Below are 21,595 nucleotides of genomic sequence, written 5' to 3' on the forward strand. Positions count from 1 at the left end.
GATTAATTAAAGAGTCGGGCGATATTGGCCCGGCTCTTTTTTGAAGGGATGACAAAGATGGATTATGAAACAGCACTTAGCTTTATCCATGGTAGATATAAATTTAAAAAGCATCCAAGTTTAGACATTATCAAGGACCTTTTAAACCATTTAGGTAATCCACAAAAAGACATTAATGCTATTCATGTCGCTGGAACCAACGGGAAGGGGTCTACGGTGGCCTACCTTAGAAATATCTTTCAAGCAGACCATAAAACCGTCGGAACATTCACGTCACCATTTTTAATTAAGTTCAATGAACGCATTAGTGTGGATGGTAATCCGATTTCAGACAATGAGCTAGTTGAATTAGTGGAAAAGATTAAACCAATTGCTGAAGAAATGGATGAAACAATCCCAGGTGGTGGTCCCACTGAATTTGAAATTATCACTGCCATGATGTTCTTATACTTCGCCAAGCATCCAGTTGATGTTGTGATTATCGAAGTCGGAATTGGCGGTATTTTGGACTCTACCAACGTGTTTGAACCAACTGTATCAGTGATTACAACGATTGGGATGGATCACACGAAGCTATTAGGTGATACGATTCCAAAGATTGCTAGTCAAAAAGCGGGAATTATTAAACAAAATCGTCCGGTTGTAATCGGTAATGTCGACGACGACGCGATGGAAGTGATCAAGAATAAGGCGGTAGAATTTGATGCACCGCTATACTCTTACGGCAGTGAGTTTAATACTTCTAAACCAGTCATGAACAACAACTGGCAACAATCATTTGATTATGAAGATGATGACAACTTGGTTCGAAACATCAAGACCAGCTTGTTGGGTTTTTACCAACCCCACAATGCAGCATGTGCGATTAAGGCATATGTTTTACATCAACAAGATAAGGGCAAAAAGGTAAATAATTTAGCAATCGTAAGTGGGATTAACAAAACAACTTGGCCAGGGCGTTTTGAAAGGGTTAACGACCAACCACTTGTTGTCTTAGATGGTGCCCACAATATCGATGCAGTTAACGAAATCAAGAAGTTATTAACTAAGGACTTCTCATCAAGCGAAATTTACATCATTATTGGTATTTTAGCCGATAAAGATTACATGGATATGTTGAATATTTTAGGTAGTATTAAGAATGTTCATTTAGTATTAACTAAGTTTGAGGCGTACGGTTCAAGACAAAGTGCGGATGTGGATGAGATAAGTGGTCAGATTAAGGCCGAAAATCCGGTGTCTGTTGTCGATGATTGGAAACAAGCAATTGCTCAAACTGCAGGTGAAATGTCGGAAGATGACATGATTTTAATCACTGGATCTCTATATTTCATCTCAGATGTGCGAAAATTATTCAAATTAGAATAAAAAATTGTTAAATTTTAAATTCTTTAATGATAAATGTTGCAAAATCGTATACACTAGAGAGTGTTATTAAAAATTAAAAAATAACTATGGTATACTAAGATAGTATGCAAAAAAAGGTGAAATTAAAAATAGCCAGCCAAATGTAATTATGAAGGGATGAAAAACTGTGTTTGGATTTGGAACTAAAAATATTGGAATTGATTTAGGAACTGCCAACACAATTGTTTACGTTGATGGTAAAGAAATTGTGTTAAGAGAACCTTCAGTTGTTGCTAAAAATACAAAAACTGGAGAAATCGTTGCAGTTGGACAAGAAGCAAGAGATATGATTGGTCGTACTCCTGCTAGTATTTCTGCAATTAGACCTATGAAAGATGGGGTAATTGCTGATTACGAAACTACTGTTACAATGCTAAAATACTACATTAACAAGACTGTAGGACATGCTTCAGGTAAGCCTTACGTTATGGTTTGCGTACCAAGTGGTATTACTGCTGTTGAAAAGAGAGCCGTAATCGATGCAACTCGTGTGGCTGGTGCTAAGGATGCTTACGTAATTGAAGAACCTTTTGCAGCTGCCATTGGTGCTGGTCTACCAATCATGGACCCAACTGGTAGCATGGTTGTTGATATTGGTGGTGGTACTACTGATGTTGCTACTATCTCATTAGGTGGTATCGTATCAAGTAGATCACTTCGTGTAGCCGGTGACCGTCTAAACGACGCAATTGCCGCTTACATCAGAAAAAAGTACAACCTACTAATCGGTGAAAGAACTGCTGAAAAGCTAAAATGGGATATCGGTTCAGCTTCAATTGAAGGTGCTAAAGATATCGAAAACGTTACTATTCGTGGTAGATACCTATTAACTGGTTTACCAAAGAGTGTGGAAATTACTGCTGAAGACGTAGCAAACGCTATTTCAGAACCAATTCAAGAAATCATTGGAACTGTTAAGGAAACCCTTGAAGAAACATCTCCAGAAATCTCTGCCGATGTTATCGATCATGGTATTGTCTTAACTGGTGGTGGTGCTTTATTGAAGAACTTACCACAAGTTATTTCAGAAGCTACTAAGGTTCCAGTTTCAATCGCTAAGAACCCGCTAGATTGTGTTGCAATCGGAACTGGTGAATCATTAAAGAGCATTGATATTATGAAGAGAAAATAGATTAAATAAGCGGGGAGGTTATCTTCCCGCTTATTTACTAGTTCGGAGGATTGAAAAATGCGTAAGTTTTTCTCCAATCGAAAGTGGTTAACTGCCATTTTGATTTTTATTATTTGTTTAGGTTTTATTTCCGTTTCTGTTTCAACCAGAAATAACAAATCAATGCCACCATTTATCCAACGTTTTGGAAATGATGTGGTAGGAATTGCTAGTTGGACTGTTGCTGTTCCTGCAAACTCAGTTAGACATGCCGGTGAAACTGTAAACAATCTAATTAACACATACAAAGAAAATCAAAAGCTAAAAGCACAAGTAGAAACAATTACAGCAACCAAGGTTAGAGACCAAGCTATTCAAAGCGAAAATGATCAACTAAAACGTGAACTTAAAATTAAAAGTGGTTTAGCTGATTACAATCCAATTGTTGCTGAAGCTTTAGTTAGAACTCCATCAGCATGGAACGACCAATTTGTTATCAACAAAGGTTCATCTGCTGGGGTTAAGAAGAACATGTCTGTTCTTGGCGCTAAGGGATTAATTGGACGCGTCATCGAAGTTAATAACAGTAACAGTAAAGTAGAACTAATTTCTAACACTGTTGATACTGATAACAAGTTCCCAGTTGAAGCTACCAATTCAAAGGGTGAAACTGTTAACGGAATCATTAACGGTTATGACAGAAAAACTGGTCAATTAATCGTTGGTCATTTAAATACCAAGATTAAGATTAAGGTAAATGACAAAGTATCTACTAATGGTCTTGGTGGAATTACACCAAAGGGTATTTATGTAGGTAAAGTTGCAAAGGTAACAACTGATGATTATGGAACTGCTACTAAGTTATACATTCAAACTCCAGCAAGCATGAATGATCTAGAAGTTGTTACAGTTGTAGATAAAACATCATAGGGGTGATTAGGATGAGAGAACACCAACCAATTAGATACGTTTTCATAATTGGATTGTTCATTTCTTTGTTCTTGGATGGATCAATTTCATTAATTTTTAGTCATCTTCTATATGGAAAATATATACTAGTCCCAAGCATTACATTTGCATGGTTATTCTTTGGTATGTACTTCATTAATCGAACAAACGAACACGTGGAAATATGGGCAGCGATTGCTGGATTATTGTTTGATTTGTTCTATACCGGGATATTAGGGGTGTACGTAATTGTCTTCCCAATCGCAATCATCATCGGAAGAAAGCTATATCGTTTCTTACCAATGAACATTGTGACCGGATTATTTTCATTTGCGTTTAACATTGCACTAATCAATGTTTTTGCTTATGGATTAAATCGTTTAATGAATGCTACTAACATGGCAGCTGGGTACTTTTTAATTCATGCAGTGATTCCAACTGTATTGTTTAACTCAGTGTTATTCTTAATTTTGTACGTGCCAATCGGGGTATTATTTGATCGAATTGAGTAGAGTAATAAAAGAGATAAGAGGGAGTATCTATAAATGCAATCTGTAGTACTTAAAGGAACCAAAGATGGATATGAGTTAATCCTAAAAGAAACAGCTAGTCTGAGAGAAATCCTAGTTGATTTAAAACAACTACTAGAAGGCCTTGGCGAAGAAAGTGAAAAAGGCAAAGATCAATTACATTTGAACGTTCAAATGGGTAACAGATTGATGTCAGAAGAAGATAAAAATGATATCATTAAGTTAGTTGATGACTACGAAAATCTAGTTATCGATAAATTTTTATCAAACGTTATTACCAAGGAAGAATCTGCTAAAATCATGGCACAAAACAATGTTGAAGTGATGAGCAGAGTGATTAGAAATGGCCAGGAAGTAAACGTTGATGGTGACGTTTTATTCTTTGGTAAAATTCATGAAGGTGGAAAGTTAATTGCCACTGGTAATGTGTTTAATATGGGAGTTATCGAAGGAATTGTTCAAGCAGGTTTTCCTGATGACGAAAGTAAGTTAATTATCGGTAATTTACATACAGCACAACAAGTGCGTGTAGGAGAACAATACGATATTGTAGCGGATCGTCCAATTGAGGATTCTGAAAAAACAGTAGTATATGTAAACGACCTACACGTGCTAAGTTATGGTAAAATAAAGAATCTAAAAGAGATTAATCCAAAGTTCTTTAATCGAATTGGAGGTATTGAATAATGGGAAAAGCCATTGTAATTACATCAGGTAAAGGTGGAGTTGGAAAGACAACTTCAAGCGCTAATATTGGAATTGCGTTAGCAATGATGGGAAAAAGAGTTTGTTTGATTGACTTAGATATTGGTCTAAGAAACCTAGATGTTGTTATGGGTCTAGATAATCGTGTTATGTACGATATCGTAGATGTTGCAACTGGTAGAGTAAAGCTAGTTCAAGCAATGGTGAAAGATAAGCGTTTCGATGACTTATTGTATCTATTACCTGCAGCCCAAAATACTGATAAGACAGCTCTAAACGAAGAACAAGTAAAGAGCATTGTTGATGAATTAAAACCAGACTTTGACTACGTCTTTATTGACTGTCCAGCCGGAATCGAACAAGGTTTCATTAACGCCGTTTCTGGTGCTGATGGTGCAATCGTTGTTACCACTCCAGAAATTTCAGCCGTTCGTGATGCCGATCGAGTAATTGGTTTATTAGAACAACATCCACTTCAAGAAACACCAAAATTAATCATTAATCGTATCAGAAAATCATTGATGCAAGATGACAACTACATGGATGTTGATGAAATTACCACCCATTTAGGAATTGATTTATTAGGTATCATCTTAGATGATGACAAGGTTATCAGTACTTCAAATAACGGTGAATCAATTGTTATGAACCCTGACAACCCAACAGCCCAAGGTTACAGAAACGTAGCCAGAAGACTTGAAGGTGAAACAGTTCCATTGATGAAGATTGATGTCAAAAAGGAAAGCGCATGGGATAAGTTTAAGCATTTATTTAAACGTAACTAAACTTTGTTATTGACTTACGATTGAAATTAAGTTATTTTATTAGTTATTAAAAGACTTTGAGCAGAAATGCATTTGTATGTAATTCACAGAGATCCTAGTAACAGCTGAAAGCTAGGTAATTACAGCAGGTGTTCACATCTGTGAGTTGTTATTCTGAACGTAATTAGGAATAAACCGGTGCAGCCGTTATCTGCGAGTCAGTAGACTCACTGAGCTATTTTGCGCGAGCAGAATAGGAAATTAGGTGGCACCACGTTTTCAACGTCCTTTTAGCATATTGCTAAAAGGACGTTTTTTTTATCAAAGGAGGAATAATTAATGCAATATATTTTAGAAATATTACCTTCACTATTTTCTGGGGTAGTAACCACATTAGAGATTTTCGCATTAACAATCGTTTTATCAATCCCATTAGGAATCTTAGTTTCCTTAGCATTAACCGGAAAAAACATTATCAAAGCAATCTTTGAATTTTATGTCTGGATCATGCGTGGAACTCCGCTATTATTACAATTGATTTTTATCTTTTATGGTTTACCCATTATCGGAATTGTGTTTCCAAGATTTGAAGCAGCTGTAATCGCATTTGTTTTAAACTATGCAGCTTACTTTGCTGAAATCTTTAGAGGTGGTTTTCAATCCATCCCAAAGAATCAATTTGAAAGTGCTAAAATGCTACGTTTAACTCGCTGGCAAACTCTTCGCAAAATCGTTATACCACAAGTTTTCAAAATTGTTTTACCTTCAATCGGAAACGAAGTAATTAACCTAGTTAAGGATTCATCATTGGTATACGTAATTGGTATTGGTGACTTATTACAAGCCGGAAACATCGCCACAGCACGTGACGTTACATTGGTTCCATTAATTTTAGTTGCTGTATTCTACTTGATACTAACAGCGGTATTAACACTAGTACTAAGAAAAATTGAACAACGTTTTGATTACTGGAGATAGGAGGGATTAACATGTTTCAAGTGAAAAGTTTAAATAAGAGTTTTCAAGGTAAAACCATCATTAAGGATATGAACCTAGATGTCGCTGACAACGAAATCTTAAGTATTGTTGGTCCTTCCGGTGCCGGTAAGACAACACTACTAAGATGTATCACTGGTTTGGAAAAGGCTGATTCAGGTAAGTTCTTCTTAGATGGTGAGGAGATTGATCCAACTGATGATTCAAAATCAGTTATCGGTGTAGTATTCCAAGACTTTGGTTTATTTCCAAACTTGACGGTAATTGAAAACATCATTTTGGCACCACAATTAGTTTTAAAGAAGTCAAAAGAAGAAGCATTAAAAGAAGCGCAAGAATTAATCGACAAGCTAGATTTGACTGGTAAGGAGACACTTTACCCATACCAATTATCTGGTGGACAAAAACAACGTGTGGCAATTGTTAGAACTTTAGCAATGCACCCAAAGATTATTTGCTACGATGAACCAACATCTGCATTGGATCCTAAGTTAAGTGAAGAAGTTGGAAAGATTATTTTAGACTTGAAGAAACAAAATATCACACAACTTGTGGTTACCCACGATGTGGCATTTGCAAATCAAGTTGCTGACAAGGTAAAGGAAGTTAAACCGTTTAAAGAGGAGGGTTAGTTTATGAAGACCAAAATTTTAAAAATGGTTGGACTTATTAGTGCTTGTTTGATTGCCGTTATCATGTTATCTGGTTGTGAATCCGTTACACAAAAAGCAGATCATCAAGATACATGGAGCCGTATCAAGAAAAACAAACAAGTGACCATTGGTCTGGATGTTACCTTCGTTCCGATGGGGTTTGAAAACAAGAGCGGTAAAATCACTGGTTTCGATGTTGATTTAGCTAATGCTGTGTTTAAACAATACGGTATTAAGCCAGTCTTTCAACCAATCGATTGGTCAATGAACGTAACTGAATTGAGAAATACTACCATTGATTTAATTTGGAATGGTTTCTCAATTACCCCTGAACGTCAAGATGTTGTTAACTTCAGTAAGCCATACTTGGAAAATGATCAAGAATTAGTTACTTTGAAATCATCTAACATTAATAAATTTAGTGATATGAAGAGCAAGTATTTAGGCGTCCAAAGTGGTTCGTCTGGTCTAAATGACATTAATGATCAACCAAAATTATTAAAACAATACATTAAGAATCAATCACCAATTCTATATAATTCATTTACAAATGCGTTTATTGACTTGAATCATGGTAGAATTAGTGGATTGTTAATTGATAGCACATATGCAAACTACTACATTGCACATCAACCTAATCCAAATCTATACAAGGTGGTTACAGGTAAATTCCCACAAGAAAAATTTGGTGTTGGAATTCGTAAAGGTGATAAGACAATGCAGGCAAAGATTAATGCTGCATTCAAGAAGTTAGCAAAGAATGGTGAGTTAAAGAAGATTTGTGAAAAGTGGTTCGGTAAGAACTACAACACACCATTGATGAAATTAACAAATAATATGAAATAGGAACTAGAGGTGGGGTTTTGTTGCATAAGAAATTAGCTAATGGAGTAGACTTAAATGTTATTTTAGAAGATAAATTCAAAACAATTTCATTTACTTTTGATCTAGTTAGCGAGGCTATTCCAGAAAATTTTGCTAAACGAGCAGTGCTTGCAGAATTGATGGAAATTAGTAATCAAGATTATCCAACGCAATCCAAATTAGCAAGATACTTATCATCAATGTATGGAGCCAGTTTTGGAACCAACGTTTTGAGATATGGTAATTTGTCAGTTCTAAGAATTAACTTGAGTATCCCAAATCCAAAGTTTGTGGATGCGAAAGTTGATTTATTACAACAGGCTGTTAGTTTTATTTATAGTGTAGTATTCAAGCCATTGGCTACTGATGGTCAATTTGATAAGGACACGTTTACCTTACAAAGAAACAACATGAAAAAATATGTTGAATCAGTAGCAGATGACAAACAGTACTACGCTTCAATTCAATTGAAGAAATTATTTTACAAGGACTACTTAAACCGTGGTTCTTTTATATTTGGAACATCAAATGACTATGATTTAATTGATAGTCAAAATGAATATGAATACTATTCAAATGTTTTGAATAACGATAATATCAAGATTTCCGTGATTGGAGATGTTGATGAAGAAAGAATTTATAACTTATTTGAGCAATTTAAATTATCAGATCGAAGTACTGAATACGAATTAGCACCGTTGACTTCATTTAAGATGAATGACAATGCTGAAATGGTCGATAAGAAGATTCAATCATCACAAAGTTGTTTGAATTTAGGTTATCGTTTGCCAATTTTCTACAATAATAAAGAAGCAATGGCAGCGGTATTGTTCAATGCTATCTTTGGTGGAACACCACAATCTAAACTATTCAAGAACGTCAGAGAAAAGAATAGTTTGGCCTACAGTGCAAGCAGTTCATACAACTCTATCAACGGGTTTGTCATGGTAAGCACTGGTATTAATTACAGCAATAAGGATAAGGTCTTAGCTATTGTTAAGGAACAATTAAACGATATTGTTAAGGGAAATGTCGATATCGACGTCTTAAACAGTATTAAGGCTGAAATGATTAACGCCAAAAAAGCTGTTTTGGATAGTCCTCGTCAAAACATGGAACAACAATTCGTTAATGGATTGTTGAATCGTGCTCTATCATTTGACGAATGGAAGCAACGCGTTAATGATGTGACAATCGACCAAATTGCTGAAGTGGCTAAAAAGGTCGAATTGAATTCAATTTTCTTCTTAGATGGGAGGATTGATGATGCAAATTAAAGAGTATCGTAAGTTTAACGAAAAAGTATATATCGATAAGATGGACAATGGATTGTCTGTAGTAGTCGTTCCAAAGAAGGGATACCAAAAGACTTACGCCACACTTTCCGTGCGTTATGGATCTATCGATACCAACATTAATGAAAAGAATTATCCAGCGGGAATTGCTCATTTTCTAGAACATAAGATGTTTGATAAAACGGATCATGATGCCATGGATATCTTCTCCAAATACGGTGCGGGCTCTAATGCATTTACTAGTTTCAATAAAACCAGTTACATATTTTCAACAACTGATAATGTTCATGAAAACCTAACTGAACTATTGGACTTTGTGCAAGAACCTTACTTTAGTGACGCAAAGGTTGAAAAAGAGAAGGGCATCATTGGTCAAGAAATTAGTATGTATGATGATGAACCCGGAGCAGTTTTGTTCTTTAAGACAGTGCAAAACATGTTTCCTGACACGACTTTGAATGTTGACATTGCAGGGACAGAGGATTCAATATATAAGATTACCAAGCAGGATTTGTATGATTCTTATAACTACTTCTATCAACCACAAAATATGCAACTTACAGTTGTTGGAAATGTTATTCCTGAAGATATCTTCAAGTGGGTTAGTGATAACCAAAGTAAAAAGAGTTTTGACGAACCCAAAGATGTTAAAAGAACAACAATTCAATCTGCTGAAATTGTGCGGGAAACCACTCATTACATGGATGTAAACCGTCCTAAAGTAGCTTTAGGAATTAAAGGTAATTCCAAATACAATAGTGACATCAAATATGAACTATCCATTTCATTATTACTACAGCTTCTTTTATCAGAAGGTTCTGATATTTATGAAAAGATGTACAATGATGGAGTTATCGATGATTCATTCGGTTTTGATTTTGATTGTGAAGACCAGTTTAATTTCGCGGTTTTAGCAGGGGAAACAGAAAAAATCAATGAATTCATTGATAGGATTTCTGATGTATTGGTCAACTTTACCGACTATATTTCAGGTAAAGAAGATGAGTTTGAATTAATTAAAAAAGAAGAAATCGGTCAACATGTTTCAATGATGAATTCAATTGAAACAATTGCAAATAACATTTCAGACGAGGATCATGATTTTGAAAATATTTATGATGAAGTTGAAATGATTAAACAATTAGAATTAGATGATTTAATCAATTATGGAAAATTATTCTTGAAACCTGACATGATAGTAAAAAATAAGATTTTTCCGAAAAATTAATTAGTTTAGATGCCTATATAATATTGCTAATTATGATATACTGTAGATGTAAAATAATAAATAAGTGGAGTAATACCTATGCAAAATAACAATGGAAAACAAGTAGAAATTGGTAAATCACTACACGATGCACGTGTCGCCAAGGGAATGTCCATTGACGATATTCAAAAGATTACCAAAATCCAAAAACATTACCTCGAAGCAATTGAACAGGGGAACTTCGCTGAACTTCCTGGTGATTTTTATGTTCGCGCGTTTATTAAGCAGTTCGCTGACACTGTTGGCGTTAACGGTATTGAATTATTGAATGAACATGACGACAGTCTTCCTGATACTCAAAGTGAAGAATACGCTGATGAAGTATCTAAGGATGACGTTAATAGCCGTGTAGCTAGTCGTAGTCGTGAACAAAGAAAAGACTCATTCCGTAAGGCTATTCCAACCATCGGAATTATAGTTGCAATTTTAGTAGTTGTTTGCGGTGTTTGGGCGGTTGTTGTACATACCAATAGTTCTTCGCAAACAAGTATTAGCAGTAGTTCTGTTTCAGTTACTGGTTCTTCAGAATCATCAATTAGCAAGACTGATAACAAGAAGAAAGAAGATAAGAAGTCCACTGAAGGAAAAACTACCATTAAGGAAGTCAATGCTACTAAGTATAATGTGACTGGTCAAAAAGAAAACACTGTTACTTTAAAGGCTACTGGTAGAGCATGGTCATCAATCATGGCTGACAATAAGACTCTATTCCAAGGCTCACAAAACAGTGGTGATAAGAAGGATGTTAAGCTTCCAGCTGACACTAATAGTGTTAACATTTCATTAGGTAACACCCAAGGAGCTAAGATCTTGGTTAACGGTACTGAATTGAAATACGACAAGAGCACACCTTTAACCACACAAATTACATTAGAATTTAGTAAATAAAAAAGAGGGCTTTGTTAAAGCCCTTTTTTATTTCTATGGAGGAAATTATGAATTTACCAAATAAACTTACATTAATTAGAATAATAATGATTCCATTATTCATTATCTTGCTTTCATGCGATATCAACATGGGAACAGTTATCTGGTTAGGAACAAGTATCCAAGTAACCAGAATTGTTGCAGCAATTGTGTTTGCTGCTGCATGTATTACAGATTTCTTAGACGGTCAAATTGCCAGAAGACAACATTTAGTTACTAACTTCGGTAAATTTGCGGATCCATTGGCAGATAAAATGATTGTTATGTCAGCATTCATTATCCTAGTTTCATTTGGATTGGTTCCAGCATGGGTTGCAGCTGTAATCGTATGTCGTGAACTAGCCGTAACCGGTCTAAGATTAATCGTTGTTGAAAACGATGGCCAAGTCATTGCTGCCGCATGGCCTGGTAAGATTAAGACATTCAGTCAAATGATTGCCATCATCTTATTACTATTGAATGATTTCTTATTCATTCCATTTACAACCATTGGTTTTGGTACATTACTACTTTACATTTGCTTATTCTTCACTGTTTATTCAGGGGTTGAATACTTCTGGAAGAGTCGTTTCATTTTCTCAGATTCTTTCAAATAAAACGGTTTAATTATCGTATATATATATAAGAAAGGTCGGATTATGTATGCAAATTGATACATCTATTGTTAACAAGCTAATTGATGATCAAATCACCATAACCGGAGCAGAAAGCTTAACGGCAGGGATGTTTCAATCCACCATTGGTGGAGTTCCCGGAGTTTCTGCTATCTTCTATGGTGGATTTGTTACTTATTCAAATGAGGCAAAGGCCAAGTTATTATCAATTCCAATGGATGTAATTGATGAATATGGTGTTGTTTCTGAACAAGTGGCAATTTGGATGGCTAAACAATCCAAGCAAATCATGAATGTTGATGTAGGAGTTTCATTTACCGGTGTTGCCGGTCCTGATAGTTTGGAAGGCCAACCTGCAGGAACTGTATTTATCGGACTAGATTTCAAAGGAAATCAATTTGCAAAAGAATTTCATTTTAGTGGCTCACGCCAAGAAGTGCGTGAACAGTCAGTGCAAGCCGCATTGAAAATGATTGAAAATGAGTATTCTAAATAATGCGAACTTTTGTTCTGTTTTTACTTGCTTTTTTAATGAGAGATTAGTATAGTATAAATATCGAATAGTTATCAAAGGGAGGTCAAATTAATGGCTGATGAACGAAAAGCGGCTCTAGATGGTGCCTTAAAACGAATTGAAAAAGAATTCGGTAAAGGTTCAATCATGAGAATGGGAGACCGTGGAGATACAAGAATTTCCACTGTACCAACAGGGTCCTTAGCACTTGATAATGCATTAGGTGTTGGAGGATTCCCACGAGGAAGAATTGTTGAAATTTATGGACCTGAAAGTTCAGGTAAGACTACCATTGCGCTACAAGCTGTTGCGGAAGTACAAAAACAAGGTGGAACAGCAGCATACATTGATGCTGAAAATGCTTTGGATCCAGTATATGCTACCAACCTAGGGGTAAACATTGATGATTTACTTCTATCACAACCTGATACTGGTGAACAAGGTCTACAAATTTGTGACGCCCTTGTATCTAGTGGTGCCATTGATATCGTAGTTGTCGATTCAGTTGCGGCTTTAGTACCTAGAGCTGAAATTGAAGGTGAAATGGGTGACGCTCACGTTGGTTTGCAAGCTCGTTTAATGTCACAAGCACTACGTAAGTTATCTGGATCAATCAACAAGACTAAGACTATTGCTCTATTTATTAACCAGATTAGAGAAAAAGTTGGTGTTATGTTTGGTAACCCAGAAACTACACCTGGTGGACGTGCTCTTAAATTCTACTCAACTATCAGATTAGAAATCAGAAGAGCTGAACAAATTAAAGATGGTACTGACATTATTGGTAACAGAACTAAGATCAAAGTTGCCAAGAATAAGGTAGCTCCTCCATTTAAGCGTGCCGAAGTTGATATCATGTACGGTCAAGGTATTTCACAAACTGGTGAATTAGTTGATATGGCCGTTGAACAAGACATCATTGGTAAGTCTGGTTCATGGTACTCATACGGTGAAGAAAGAATTGGTCAAGGTCGTGAAAACGCAAAACAATTCTTACAAGATAATCCGGACAAAATGGAAGAAATTAACCAAAAAGTTCGTGCTGCATATGGCATGGGTGAAGATGATTCTGAATCAGGTGAAGCTGAACAAACAAGTTTGGACACTGGTGAAGAATAACGACAAAGAAGCCGAAAGGCTTTTTTATTTTGCAAAAGAAAATAACATGTGTTGACACTTTCATAACTAAAATTTAAAATATAATAATGTACATTGAACTATTTATTTAGTTCGCAAAATGACTAATAAATCATTCAATGCGCAATTACCAAAAACTTAATTAAATTAGATGATGTGGAGGTGCAATAAGCCTATGACTTATTTTTTACCTATAATCCTCGCAATCATCGCTGCTTTTGTAGTTGGTATCTCTGTGGGAATGTTTTCTAACAAGAAAATTGTTGATAAGAAATTAACAAAGGCCCACATGAGTGCACAAGATATTTTGGAAGATGCTAAACGACAAGCTCAAACTTCAGCTAAGGAAGCAATTCTTGAAGCTAGAGAAAAGAGTAACCGTTATCGTTCAAACATCGAAAAAGAAATTAAGCAAAGACGAATTGAAGTTCAACGACAAGAAAATCGTCTAATCCAACGTGAAGATTCACTAGATCGTAAAGATGACGCTTTCGATAAGCGTGAAGATTCATTGAATAGACGCGAAGAAAAGCTTAATTCAAACCAAAAGAAACTTGAACAAAAGCAACAGCAAGCTGATATGCTAGTTAAACAACGTCAAGATGAGTTAGAACGTATCTCTTCACTTTCTCAAGAAGAAGCACAAGAGCTAATTATTAACGAAACAAAGAAAGAATTATCTGACGAACGTGCCAAGATGGTTAAAGATAGTTATAACTTAGCTCGTAAGGAATCTTCTGAGAATGCCAAGAATCTAGTTATTGAAGCGATTCAACAAAGTGCTGCTGATATCGTATCTGAAACCACAGTTTCAGTTGTTAACCTACCTAATGATGATATGAAAGGTCGTATCATCGGACGCGAAGGTAGAAACATCAGAACATTTGAAACCTTAACAGGGATTGATTTGGTTATTGATGATACCCCAGAAGCAGTTGTGCTAAGTGGATTTGATCCAATTAGAAGAGAAGTTGCCAAGATGGCACTTGAAAGTCTAATTAAGGATGGTCGTATTCACCCAGCTCGAATCGAAGAAATGGTAGATAAGAGTCGTCGAGAACTTGATGAAAAGATTCAAGAAATTGGTGAAGAAACAGTATTTGATTTAGGAATTCATTCATTGAGTCCTGAAATGATTATGATGATTGGTAAATTGAAGTTCAAGATTTACCATGGTCGTAATGTTTTGAGCCATTCTATTGAAGTTGCGAAGTTGTCAGGTGTCTTAGCCGCAGAATTAGGCGAAGATGTCGTATTAGCAAAACGCGCAGGATTGTTGCACGAAATTGGTCGCTCTGCAGATAATGAAACAGAAGGTTCTCACATTGACCTTGGTGTTGACTTAGCCAAGAAGTTCAAAGAAAGTCCAGTTGTTATTGACTCAATTGCAGCCGATAATGAAGACAGTGAACCTAATTACATCATTTCTGAATTAGTTAACATCGCAAACAAGATTGCGATTGCTAGACCAGGTGCAAAGAGTAAATCTCTTGAAAGCTTTGTTCATCGTCTAGAAAGTTTGGAAACAATTAGTGATAGCTTCGAAGAAGTAAACAAGAGCTACGCAATTCAAGCCGGACGAGAAATTAGAGTGATTGTAAAGCCAGAAAAAGTTTCTGATACTCAAGCAGTTGTTTTAGCTAGAGATATTAAAAATAAGATTGAAGAGGATATGGAATATCCTGGTCATATCAAGGTTACAATTATTAGAGAAGTAAGATCAATCGAATATGCAAAATAAAAAAAGGGCTTTTGCCCTTTTTTATTTTATGTAAAACGATGTAAAATAGTATATATATAATAATGAATTGAGGACGAAAATGAGAATACTATTTTTAGGTGACGTAGTAGGTAACTTGGGGGTAGATATGGTAAGCAAATATCTACCAATTCTAAAAAGAGACTACAAGCCACAGGTAACGATTGTAAATGGTGAAAACTCAACATCATTTGGTCGCGGAATTAATAAAAAAGTATATAAACAAATTATGAGTGCAGGGACTGACGTAATTACTTTAGGAAACCATGCATGGAATAACGAAGAAATCTTCGATTTTATCGATGATACCAAAAAATTAGTACGTCCTCTTAATTATCCTGGTAAGGATGTTCCAGGTAGTGGATATACAATTATTAACGTTAATAATAAGAAGTTGGCGGTTGTTAATTTACAAGGAAGAATCTTTATTGATCCAATCGATGATCCTTTCCAAAAGATTGACGAACTTATCAGTGAAATTAAAAAAGAAGCAGATGCAATTTTTGTGGATTTTCACGCAGAAACAACCAGTGAGAAGAAAGCAATGGGAATGTATCTAGATGGACAAATTTCTGCGATTGTAGGAACTCATACCCATGTGCAGACCAATGATAACCAAATTCTAAAAAACGGCACAGCGTTCATTTCTGACGTTGGAATGTGTGGACCGTTTGATAGTGTCTTAGGAATGAAGTATGAAAACATCATTCATCGTTTCATTACCCAACGTCCAACTAGATTTGAAGTTGAAGAAAAGGGACGTGGAATCGTCTCCGGATGTGTTATCGATTTAAGAGATGATGGCACTGCCAGATCTATTGAAAAAATATTAATTGATCCAAATCACCCATACAAAGGTTAGTAGCAAAGGAGGATATTGTTTTTATGGCTAGTAAAACTAAACAAACACCAATGATGGAACAATATCAGAAAGTAAAAGATCAATACCCAGATTCTTTTGTTTTTTATCGTCTTGGTGACTTTTATGAAATGTTCAATGAAGATGCAGTAAAAGGAGCCCAAATTCTTGAATTAACATTAACTTCTAGAAGTAAGAATGCTGACAATCCAATCCCAATGTGTGGAGTGCCACACAAGGCGGTTGAATCATACATCGACACATTAATTGATAAGGGTTATAAAGTCGCAATTGTAGAACAAATGGAAGACCCTAAGTTGGCAAAGGGAATGGTCAAAAGAGCCGTTACCCAATTGGTTACTCCTGGTACCAGAACTACAATGGGTGCCGAAAATGCTAAGGATAATAACTACTTAACAGCAATTGAATATTCAGATGCTGGTTATGGTTTTGCGTACGCGGAACTATCTACCGGTGAATTAAAGACCACTGTTTTAAGCAATATGAACAGTGTTTTAAACGAGTTAATGACCTTACAAACTAAGGAAGTAATCGTTAATCGTGACATTCCTGAAAAAGATGTTGTACTAATTAATAAGGTTGGCATCTTGGTTTCATATCAAGACGACATTAAAGAATTAGAGGATATGCAATATCTTTCAGAAGGTCTAAGACAAGACCTAGAAAAGAAGGTCGTAAATCGACTAACTACTTACATTGTGGATACTCAAAAACGTAGTCTTTCTCACATGAAGGCAGCAGTTGCATACAAGCCAGCTGAATTCTTGAAGATGGACCATAATTCACAATACAACCTTGAATTAACCAAGAACTTAAGAACTAACAAAAAGTCAGGTAGTTTACTATGGCTATTAGACGAAACCAAAACAGCAATGGGTGGTAGAAAATTACGTGAATGGATTGACCATCCACTAATTGATAAAGCTTCTATCGAAAACCGTCAAAACCAAGTTGATGACTTATTGAATCATTACTACGAACGTAGTGAAATCACTGACATGTTGGTGAAGGTTTATGATTTAGAAAGACTTGCCGGAAAGGTTTCCTTTGGTTCAGTTAACGGTCGTGACTTAGTTCAATTAAAGACATCTTTACAACAAATTCCAAAGATTAAATACATCTTGGATGAAATGGATACCAGATCATTTAATGAAATTAACGATGATTTAGACCCAGTCGATGAAGTGTCAGAACTAATTGAAAAGGCAATTAATGAAGAACCACCAATTTCAGTCACTGATGGTGGGGTTATTAAAGATGGCTACAACCAAATGTTGGATCAATACAGGGATGCAATGAATAATGGAAAACAATGGATTGCTGAACTAGAAAGTAAGGAACGTGAACTTACTGGTATCAATAATCTAAAGATTGGTTACAACCATGTTTTTGGTTACTACATCGAAGTATCAAAGGCCAACCTAAGCAAGTTGCCAGAAGATAGATATGAAAGAAAGCAAACTCTTACCAATGCTGAAAGATTCTCTACTCCTGAATTAAAGGAAAAAGAAAAGTTAATCATTGAAGCACAAGAAAAATCAAAGACACTTGAATATGAATTATTCAGTGAAGCCCGAGATGTTGTTAAGAGTGCAATTCAAAGATTACAAAAACTAGCCAATGCGGTATCTAGTTTGGATGTAATGCAAAGCTTTGCATCTATCTCAGATGAATACAGATTGGTTCGTCCAACATTAAATGAAGAACATAAGCTAGAAATTGTTGATGGTAGACATCCGGTGGTTGAAAAGGTTATGGGTCATCAATCATACGTTCCAAACGACGTGATTATGGATCCAGGCACTAACGTCTTATTAATAACTGGTCCTAATATGTCTGGTAAGAGTACCTATATGCGTCAATTGGCTTTAACAGTCATCATGGCGCAAATTGGTTGTTTCGTTCCTGCTAAGTCAGCCGAAATGCCAATTTTTGACCAAATCTTTACCAGAATTGGTGCTGCCGATGATTTGATTTCTGGTCAAAGTACCTTCATGGTTGAAATGAAGGAATCAAACGAAGCAATTCAAAATGCTACCGATAACAGTTTGATTCTATTCGATGAAATCGGTAGAGGGACAGCCACATACGATGGAATGGCGTTAGCTCAATCAATTATTGAATATGTTCATAACCACATCCATGCTAAGACACTATTTTCTACTCATTACCATGAATTGACTGAATTAGCCGATTCATTGGATGAACTACAAAACGTTCATGTTGGTGCAGTTGAAAAAAACGGTGAACTAGTTTTTCTACACAAGGTGAAGAAGGGTGCTGCCGATAAGTCATATGGTATTCACGTTGCTAAATTAGCAGGTTTACCAAATGAATTATTATCTAGAGCAGACGTCATTTTAAGTGACTTAGAAAATAACAATGAAAAGACTAATACTGACAATGTTGTCATGGCAGAAAAATCAAGTCCAGTCGTTGAAGACGAGAATGATGAACCAGAACAACAGCTATCATTGTTTGGGGATGTTAAAGAACCCCAAAAGAAAAAACGTAAGAGTGGCGAAGATAAGATTCTGAAAGCTCTTAAGGATTTAGACTTGATGTCTAAGACACCAATGGATATTATGAATGAAGTATATAAATGGAAACGAGAAATTGATAAATAAATGAGGTGATTAATCTTGCATAAAATACATGAGTTATCAACAATTCTTGCTGATCAAATTGCAGCCGGTGAAGTTGTTGAACGACCTGCTTCGGTTGTAAAAGAATTAGTTGAAAATTCCATTGATGCGCAAAGTACGCAAATTGATATCAATATTGAAGATGCAGGATTAAAGAAAGTCGAAATTATCGATGATGGAATTGGGATTAATCACGATGATGTCGAAATCGCCTTTAAACGTCACGCAACAAGTAAGATTAATAACCAAAGAGATCTCTTCAAAGTGCAGTCTTTAGGATTCCGTGGTGAAGCCTTGCCCTCAATTGCTTCAGTGTCAGATGTTCATTTAAAAACATCGACTGGTGATGAAGGAACTCAGATTCATATTAAGGGTGGCGAAATTAAAGAAATTAAACCAGCAGAAGCTAGAAGAGGTACAAGTATCTGTGTCGAGGACTTATTCTTCAATACACCAGCCAGATTAAAATATATGAAGACTATCAAGACCGAACTAGCCAAGATTTCTGATATTGTTGATCGTTTAGCAATTGGTCATCCTGATATCGCATTTTCGTTGGTTCATAACCAAAGAGAAATCTTAAGAACATCAGGTAGAGGACAACTCCAACAGGTAATCGGTGACATTTATGGTGCCAAGAATCTAAAACGCATTATTAAGATTGAAAATGCTGATAATGACTTTAAGATTAGTGGTTTCGTAAGTTTACCTGAATTAACAAGGGCTTCTAGAAACTACGTCACCATCACTTTGAATGGTCGATACGTTAAAAACTATGCGTTATTTAAAGCAATCACCGATGGTTATGGTTCTAAGCTAATGGTTGGTCGTTATCCAATTGCTGTATTAAACATCGAATTAAATCCGGTTTTAACTGATGTAAACGTTCATCCAACTAAGCAAACAGTTAGAATTAGTAAGGAAGACCAGTTATGCAATTTGGTTGCCAAAACAATCTATGATACGATTTATCAAGAAAACCTAATTCCTGAAGTAATGACTAGGGAACGCGCTGTTCAGCCAAGATACACTACTGAACAGTTGCAAATGCAAATCAACCAATATTCGAAGACAAAGGAAGAACCAAAGAGTGAATCTTTAGTTAACGATTATGTTGAGCCCGTTGTACAACCTCAGGCAGAAGAGGAAGAAACAACACCTAAGGAAGACATTAAGAATTCTGATATTGATGCTATTTACATCAGTAATAAGGCACAATTAAATGATAAAGATGTACAAAGTTTTGCTCATCGCTATGAACACTCAGTAACTCCGTTTGGGGAAAGTGAAGTTAATGATGATGAGGTATCAAATAATGATGATCAACCACGTTTTCCTAAGTTATTGTATATTGGCCAACTTCATGGAACTTATTTAATTGCTGAATCAGATGACGGTATGTACATTGTCGACCAACATGCCGCTCAAGAACGAATTAACTATGAACGATTGAGAACCGAGATTGGAGAGGTAGCTAACGACCAACAAAGCTTGTTAGTGCCACTTGTCTTGGATTATCCCAATCGTGATGCGTTAATCATTCAGGAAAAGTTGGGGATGCTACAAGAAGTTGGCCTAAATGTTGAACCGTTTGGGAAGAACAGCTTCGTAGTAAAGCAACATCCAACATGGATTGAAGAAGGCAACGAAGAAGAAACAATTAGAGAAATGATTGATTGGGTCATTAATCATAAGAACATCTCGGTAGCTTCATTTAGAGCGCAAACAGCGATTATGATGAGCTGTAAGCAAGCAATAAAGGCTAACCATCACTTGGATAGAAAACAGGCGGTTCATTTACTTGATGAATTAGCTACTGTTAACAATCCGTTTAATTGCCCTCATGGCAGACCAGTTTTAGTATCTTTTTCTAATACAGATATGGAAAAGATGTTCAAACGAATTCAAGACCCACATACTAACGACAATTTTATGTAATCGAGGATAGACTATGTTTGAATATTTAAAAGGAACCATCGAAGATGTCCAACCAGGATACATCGTAGTTGATGTAAACGGGGTTGGATACCTGGTATACACATCCAATCCATATGTATACCAAGTAGATAGTAATGAAAAAGTGAAGGTATTCATTCACCAAGCCGTGACTGATTCATCACAATTACTTTACGGATTCTCAAGTCGAGAATTAAAATCAATTTTTGAGAAGCTGTTAAATGTTTCAGGAATTGGTCCTAAGAGTGCACTAGCAATTATTGCCGGAAACGATCCACAATCATTACTAAACGCTATCAATACTGAAAACGTTACTTACTTAACTAAATTCCCAGGCGTAGGTCAAAAGACTGCTAAGCAAATCATTCTTGATTTGAAAGGCAAGCTAGACGACATTGCACCATCATTATTTGATGACTTTACTGCTGAAAATCAACCTGTGTCTGATGATAAGTCAGACAACCAAGCGCTTGAAGATGCATTAGAAGCACTAAGTGAATTGGGATATTCAGCACGTGACATTAAGAAGGCTAGAAAGGCCCTAGAAGATATTGAAGTTACAACAACTGAAGATTACTTAAGACAAGGTTTAAGTGCTGTAACTAAATTTTAAGGAGGAGTAT

20 protein-coding genes are annotated in these 21,595 nt (G+C 35.8%); all 20 read left to right on the forward strand.

Features of this window, described 5'->3' with window-relative positions:
- The first annotated feature begins 48 nt into the window (after positions 1 to 48).
- The 20 genes from RZ79_RS02535 to ruvA all read left to right on the forward strand — a co-directional run bounded on the left by RZ79_RS02535 (position 49) and on the right by ruvA (position 21,585).
- Entirely contained in the window at positions 49 to 1,368 is a 1,320-nt protein-coding gene (locus RZ79_RS02535; protein WP_080997435.1) for a bifunctional folylpolyglutamate synthase/dihydrofolate synthase, read from the forward strand.
- Between the two features lie 166 nt (positions 1,369 to 1,534).
- Entirely contained in the window at positions 1,535 to 2,539 is a 1,005-nt protein-coding gene (locus RZ79_RS02540; RefSeq protein ID WP_034532118.1) for a rod shape-determining protein, read from the forward strand.
- 57 nt (positions 2,540 to 2,596) lie between these two features.
- Positions 2,597 to 3,448 carry a rod shape-determining protein MreC gene (gene mreC / locus RZ79_RS02545; RefSeq protein ID WP_053795302.1) on the forward strand — a complete coding sequence of 284 codons (852 nt, stop codon included), beginning with the start codon at positions 2,597 to 2,599 and terminating at the stop codon, positions 3,446 to 3,448.
- A gap of 11 nt (positions 3,449 to 3,459) precedes the next feature.
- The gene (mreD, locus tag RZ79_RS02550) at positions 3,460 to 3,978 is read left to right on the forward strand and encodes a rod shape-determining protein MreD (RefSeq protein ID WP_054449839.1); all 519 of its coding nucleotides are present in this window, start codon (positions 3,460 to 3,462) and stop codon (positions 3,976 to 3,978) included.
- Between the two features lie 33 nt (positions 3,979 to 4,011).
- Positions 4,012 to 4,683: a septum site-determining protein MinC gene (locus RZ79_RS02555; RefSeq protein WP_053795303.1), complete on the forward strand. Its 672-nt coding sequence runs from the start codon at positions 4,012 to 4,014 to the stop codon at positions 4,681 to 4,683.
- Positions 4,683 to 5,486, forward strand: a complete 804-nt coding sequence (gene minD / locus RZ79_RS02560) for a septum site-determining protein MinD (RefSeq protein WP_034534331.1) — start codon at positions 4,683 to 4,685, stop codon at positions 5,484 to 5,486. Before RZ79_RS02555 ends, minD begins: the two co-directional genes overlap by 1 nt.
- Positions 5,487 to 5,804: 318 nt before the next feature.
- Positions 5,805 to 6,443 (forward strand): amino acid ABC transporter permease, encoded by a 639-nt coding sequence (locus tag RZ79_RS02565; RefSeq protein WP_054449840.1) that lies wholly within the window; start codon positions 5,805 to 5,807, stop codon positions 6,441 to 6,443.
- A gap of 11 nt (positions 6,444 to 6,454) precedes the next feature.
- Positions 6,455 to 7,093 carry an amino acid ABC transporter ATP-binding protein gene (locus RZ79_RS02570; RefSeq protein WP_053795304.1) on the forward strand — a complete coding sequence of 213 codons (639 nt, stop codon included), beginning with the start codon at positions 6,455 to 6,457 and terminating at the stop codon, positions 7,091 to 7,093.
- 3 nt (positions 7,094 to 7,096) lie between these two features.
- On the forward strand, positions 7,097 to 7,960 hold the full coding sequence (locus RZ79_RS02575) for an amino acid ABC transporter substrate-binding protein (protein ID WP_053795305.1): 864 nt from the start codon (positions 7,097 to 7,099) through the stop codon (positions 7,958 to 7,960).
- A 20-nt stretch (positions 7,961 to 7,980) separates the two neighbouring features.
- Positions 7,981 to 9,255 (forward strand): EF-P 5-aminopentanol modification-associated protein YfmF, encoded by a 1,275-nt coding sequence (yfmF, locus tag RZ79_RS02580; protein WP_054449845.1) that lies wholly within the window; start codon positions 7,981 to 7,983, stop codon positions 9,253 to 9,255.
- The gene (yfmH, locus tag RZ79_RS02585; RefSeq protein WP_054449847.1) at positions 9,245 to 10,501 is read left to right on the forward strand and encodes an EF-P 5-aminopentanol modification-associated protein YfmH; all 1,257 of its coding nucleotides are present in this window, start codon (positions 9,245 to 9,247) and stop codon (positions 10,499 to 10,501) included. Before yfmF ends, yfmH begins: the two co-directional genes overlap by 11 nt.
- A gap of 78 nt (positions 10,502 to 10,579) precedes the next feature.
- Positions 10,580 to 11,428 (forward strand): helix-turn-helix domain-containing protein, encoded by an 849-nt coding sequence (locus RZ79_RS02590; RefSeq protein ID WP_054449848.1) that lies wholly within the window; start codon positions 10,580 to 10,582, stop codon positions 11,426 to 11,428.
- Positions 11,429 to 11,475: 47 nt separating this feature from the next.
- Complete coding sequence (pgsA, locus tag RZ79_RS02595; protein ID WP_053795309.1) at positions 11,476 to 12,063, forward strand: CDP-diacylglycerol--glycerol-3-phosphate 3-phosphatidyltransferase; 588 nt, start codon at positions 11,476 to 11,478, stop codon at positions 12,061 to 12,063.
- A 46-nt stretch (positions 12,064 to 12,109) separates the two neighbouring features.
- Positions 12,110 to 12,577: a CinA family protein gene (locus RZ79_RS02600; RefSeq protein ID WP_053795310.1), complete on the forward strand. Its 468-nt coding sequence runs from the start codon at positions 12,110 to 12,112 to the stop codon at positions 12,575 to 12,577.
- A 90-nt stretch (positions 12,578 to 12,667) separates the two neighbouring features.
- Complete coding sequence (gene recA / locus RZ79_RS02605) at positions 12,668 to 13,714, forward strand: recombinase RecA (protein ID WP_054449850.1); 1,047 nt, start codon at positions 12,668 to 12,670, stop codon at positions 13,712 to 13,714.
- A gap of 193 nt (positions 13,715 to 13,907) precedes the next feature.
- The gene (rny, locus tag RZ79_RS02610; protein ID WP_053795312.1) at positions 13,908 to 15,473 is read left to right on the forward strand and encodes a ribonuclease Y; all 1,566 of its coding nucleotides are present in this window, start codon (positions 13,908 to 13,910) and stop codon (positions 15,471 to 15,473) included.
- A 79-nt stretch (positions 15,474 to 15,552) separates the two neighbouring features.
- On the forward strand, positions 15,553 to 16,353 hold the full coding sequence (locus RZ79_RS02615) for a TIGR00282 family metallophosphoesterase (RefSeq protein WP_053795313.1): 801 nt from the start codon (positions 15,553 to 15,555) through the stop codon (positions 16,351 to 16,353).
- A gap of 23 nt (positions 16,354 to 16,376) precedes the next feature.
- Positions 16,377 to 18,998, forward strand: coding sequence for a DNA mismatch repair protein MutS (gene mutS / locus RZ79_RS02620; RefSeq protein ID WP_054449851.1), 2,622 nt, complete (start codon positions 16,377 to 16,379; stop codon positions 18,996 to 18,998).
- 15 nt (positions 18,999 to 19,013) lie between these two features.
- Positions 19,014 to 20,954 (forward strand): DNA mismatch repair endonuclease MutL, encoded by a 1,941-nt coding sequence (gene mutL, locus RZ79_RS02625; protein ID WP_054449854.1) that lies wholly within the window; start codon positions 19,014 to 19,016, stop codon positions 20,952 to 20,954.
- Between the two features lie 13 nt (positions 20,955 to 20,967).
- Positions 20,968 to 21,585, forward strand: a complete 618-nt coding sequence (gene ruvA / locus RZ79_RS02630) for a Holliday junction branch migration protein RuvA (protein ID WP_054449856.1) — start codon at positions 20,968 to 20,970, stop codon at positions 21,583 to 21,585.
- The last annotated feature ends 10 nt before the right edge of the window (positions 21,586 to 21,595 follow it).

Source organism: Apilactobacillus kunkeei DSM 12361 = ATCC 700308, from assembly GCF_001281265.1.
In the GTDB taxonomy this organism is placed as follows: domain Bacteria; phylum Bacillota; class Bacilli; order Lactobacillales; family Lactobacillaceae; genus Apilactobacillus; species Apilactobacillus kunkeei.

Coding starts and splice junctions, on each gene's coding strand:
- yfmH (WP_054449847.1), top strand. CDS start 9,245: ATGCAAATTAAAGAGTATCGTAAGTTTAACGAAAAAGTATATATCGAT.
- rny (WP_053795312.1), top strand. CDS start 13,908: ATGACTTATTTTTTACCTATAATCCTCGCAATCATCGCTGCTTTTGTA.
- RZ79_RS02600 (WP_053795310.1), top strand. CDS start 12,110: ATGCAAATTGATACATCTATTGTTAACAAGCTAATTGATGATCAAATC.
- mreC (WP_053795302.1), top strand. CDS start 2,597: ATGCGTAAGTTTTTCTCCAATCGAAAGTGGTTAACTGCCATTTTGATT.
- recA (WP_054449850.1), top strand. CDS start 12,668: ATGGCTGATGAACGAAAAGCGGCTCTAGATGGTGCCTTAAAACGAATT.
- RZ79_RS02590 (WP_054449848.1), top strand. CDS start 10,580: ATGCAAAATAACAATGGAAAACAAGTAGAAATTGGTAAATCACTACAC.
- RZ79_RS02615 (WP_053795313.1), top strand. CDS start 15,553: ATGAGAATACTATTTTTAGGTGACGTAGTAGGTAACTTGGGGGTAGAT.
- RZ79_RS02575 (WP_053795305.1), top strand. CDS start 7,097: ATGAAGACCAAAATTTTAAAAATGGTTGGACTTATTAGTGCTTGTTTG.
- RZ79_RS02535 (WP_080997435.1), top strand. CDS start 49: ATGACAAAGATGGATTATGAAACAGCACTTAGCTTTATCCATGGTAGA.
- pgsA (WP_053795309.1), top strand. CDS start 11,476: ATGAATTTACCAAATAAACTTACATTAATTAGAATAATAATGATTCCA.
- mreD (WP_054449839.1), top strand. CDS start 3,460: ATGAGAGAACACCAACCAATTAGATACGTTTTCATAATTGGATTGTTC.
- RZ79_RS02555 (WP_053795303.1), top strand. CDS start 4,012: ATGCAATCTGTAGTACTTAAAGGAACCAAAGATGGATATGAGTTAATC.
- RZ79_RS02570 (WP_053795304.1), top strand. CDS start 6,455: ATGTTTCAAGTGAAAAGTTTAAATAAGAGTTTTCAAGGTAAAACCATC.
- RZ79_RS02565 (WP_054449840.1), top strand. CDS start 5,805: ATGCAATATATTTTAGAAATATTACCTTCACTATTTTCTGGGGTAGTA.
- ruvA (WP_054449856.1), top strand. CDS start 20,968: ATGTTTGAATATTTAAAAGGAACCATCGAAGATGTCCAACCAGGATAC.
- mutS (WP_054449851.1), top strand. CDS start 16,377: ATGGCTAGTAAAACTAAACAAACACCAATGATGGAACAATATCAGAAA.
- minD (WP_034534331.1), top strand. CDS start 4,683: ATGGGAAAAGCCATTGTAATTACATCAGGTAAAGGTGGAGTTGGAAAG.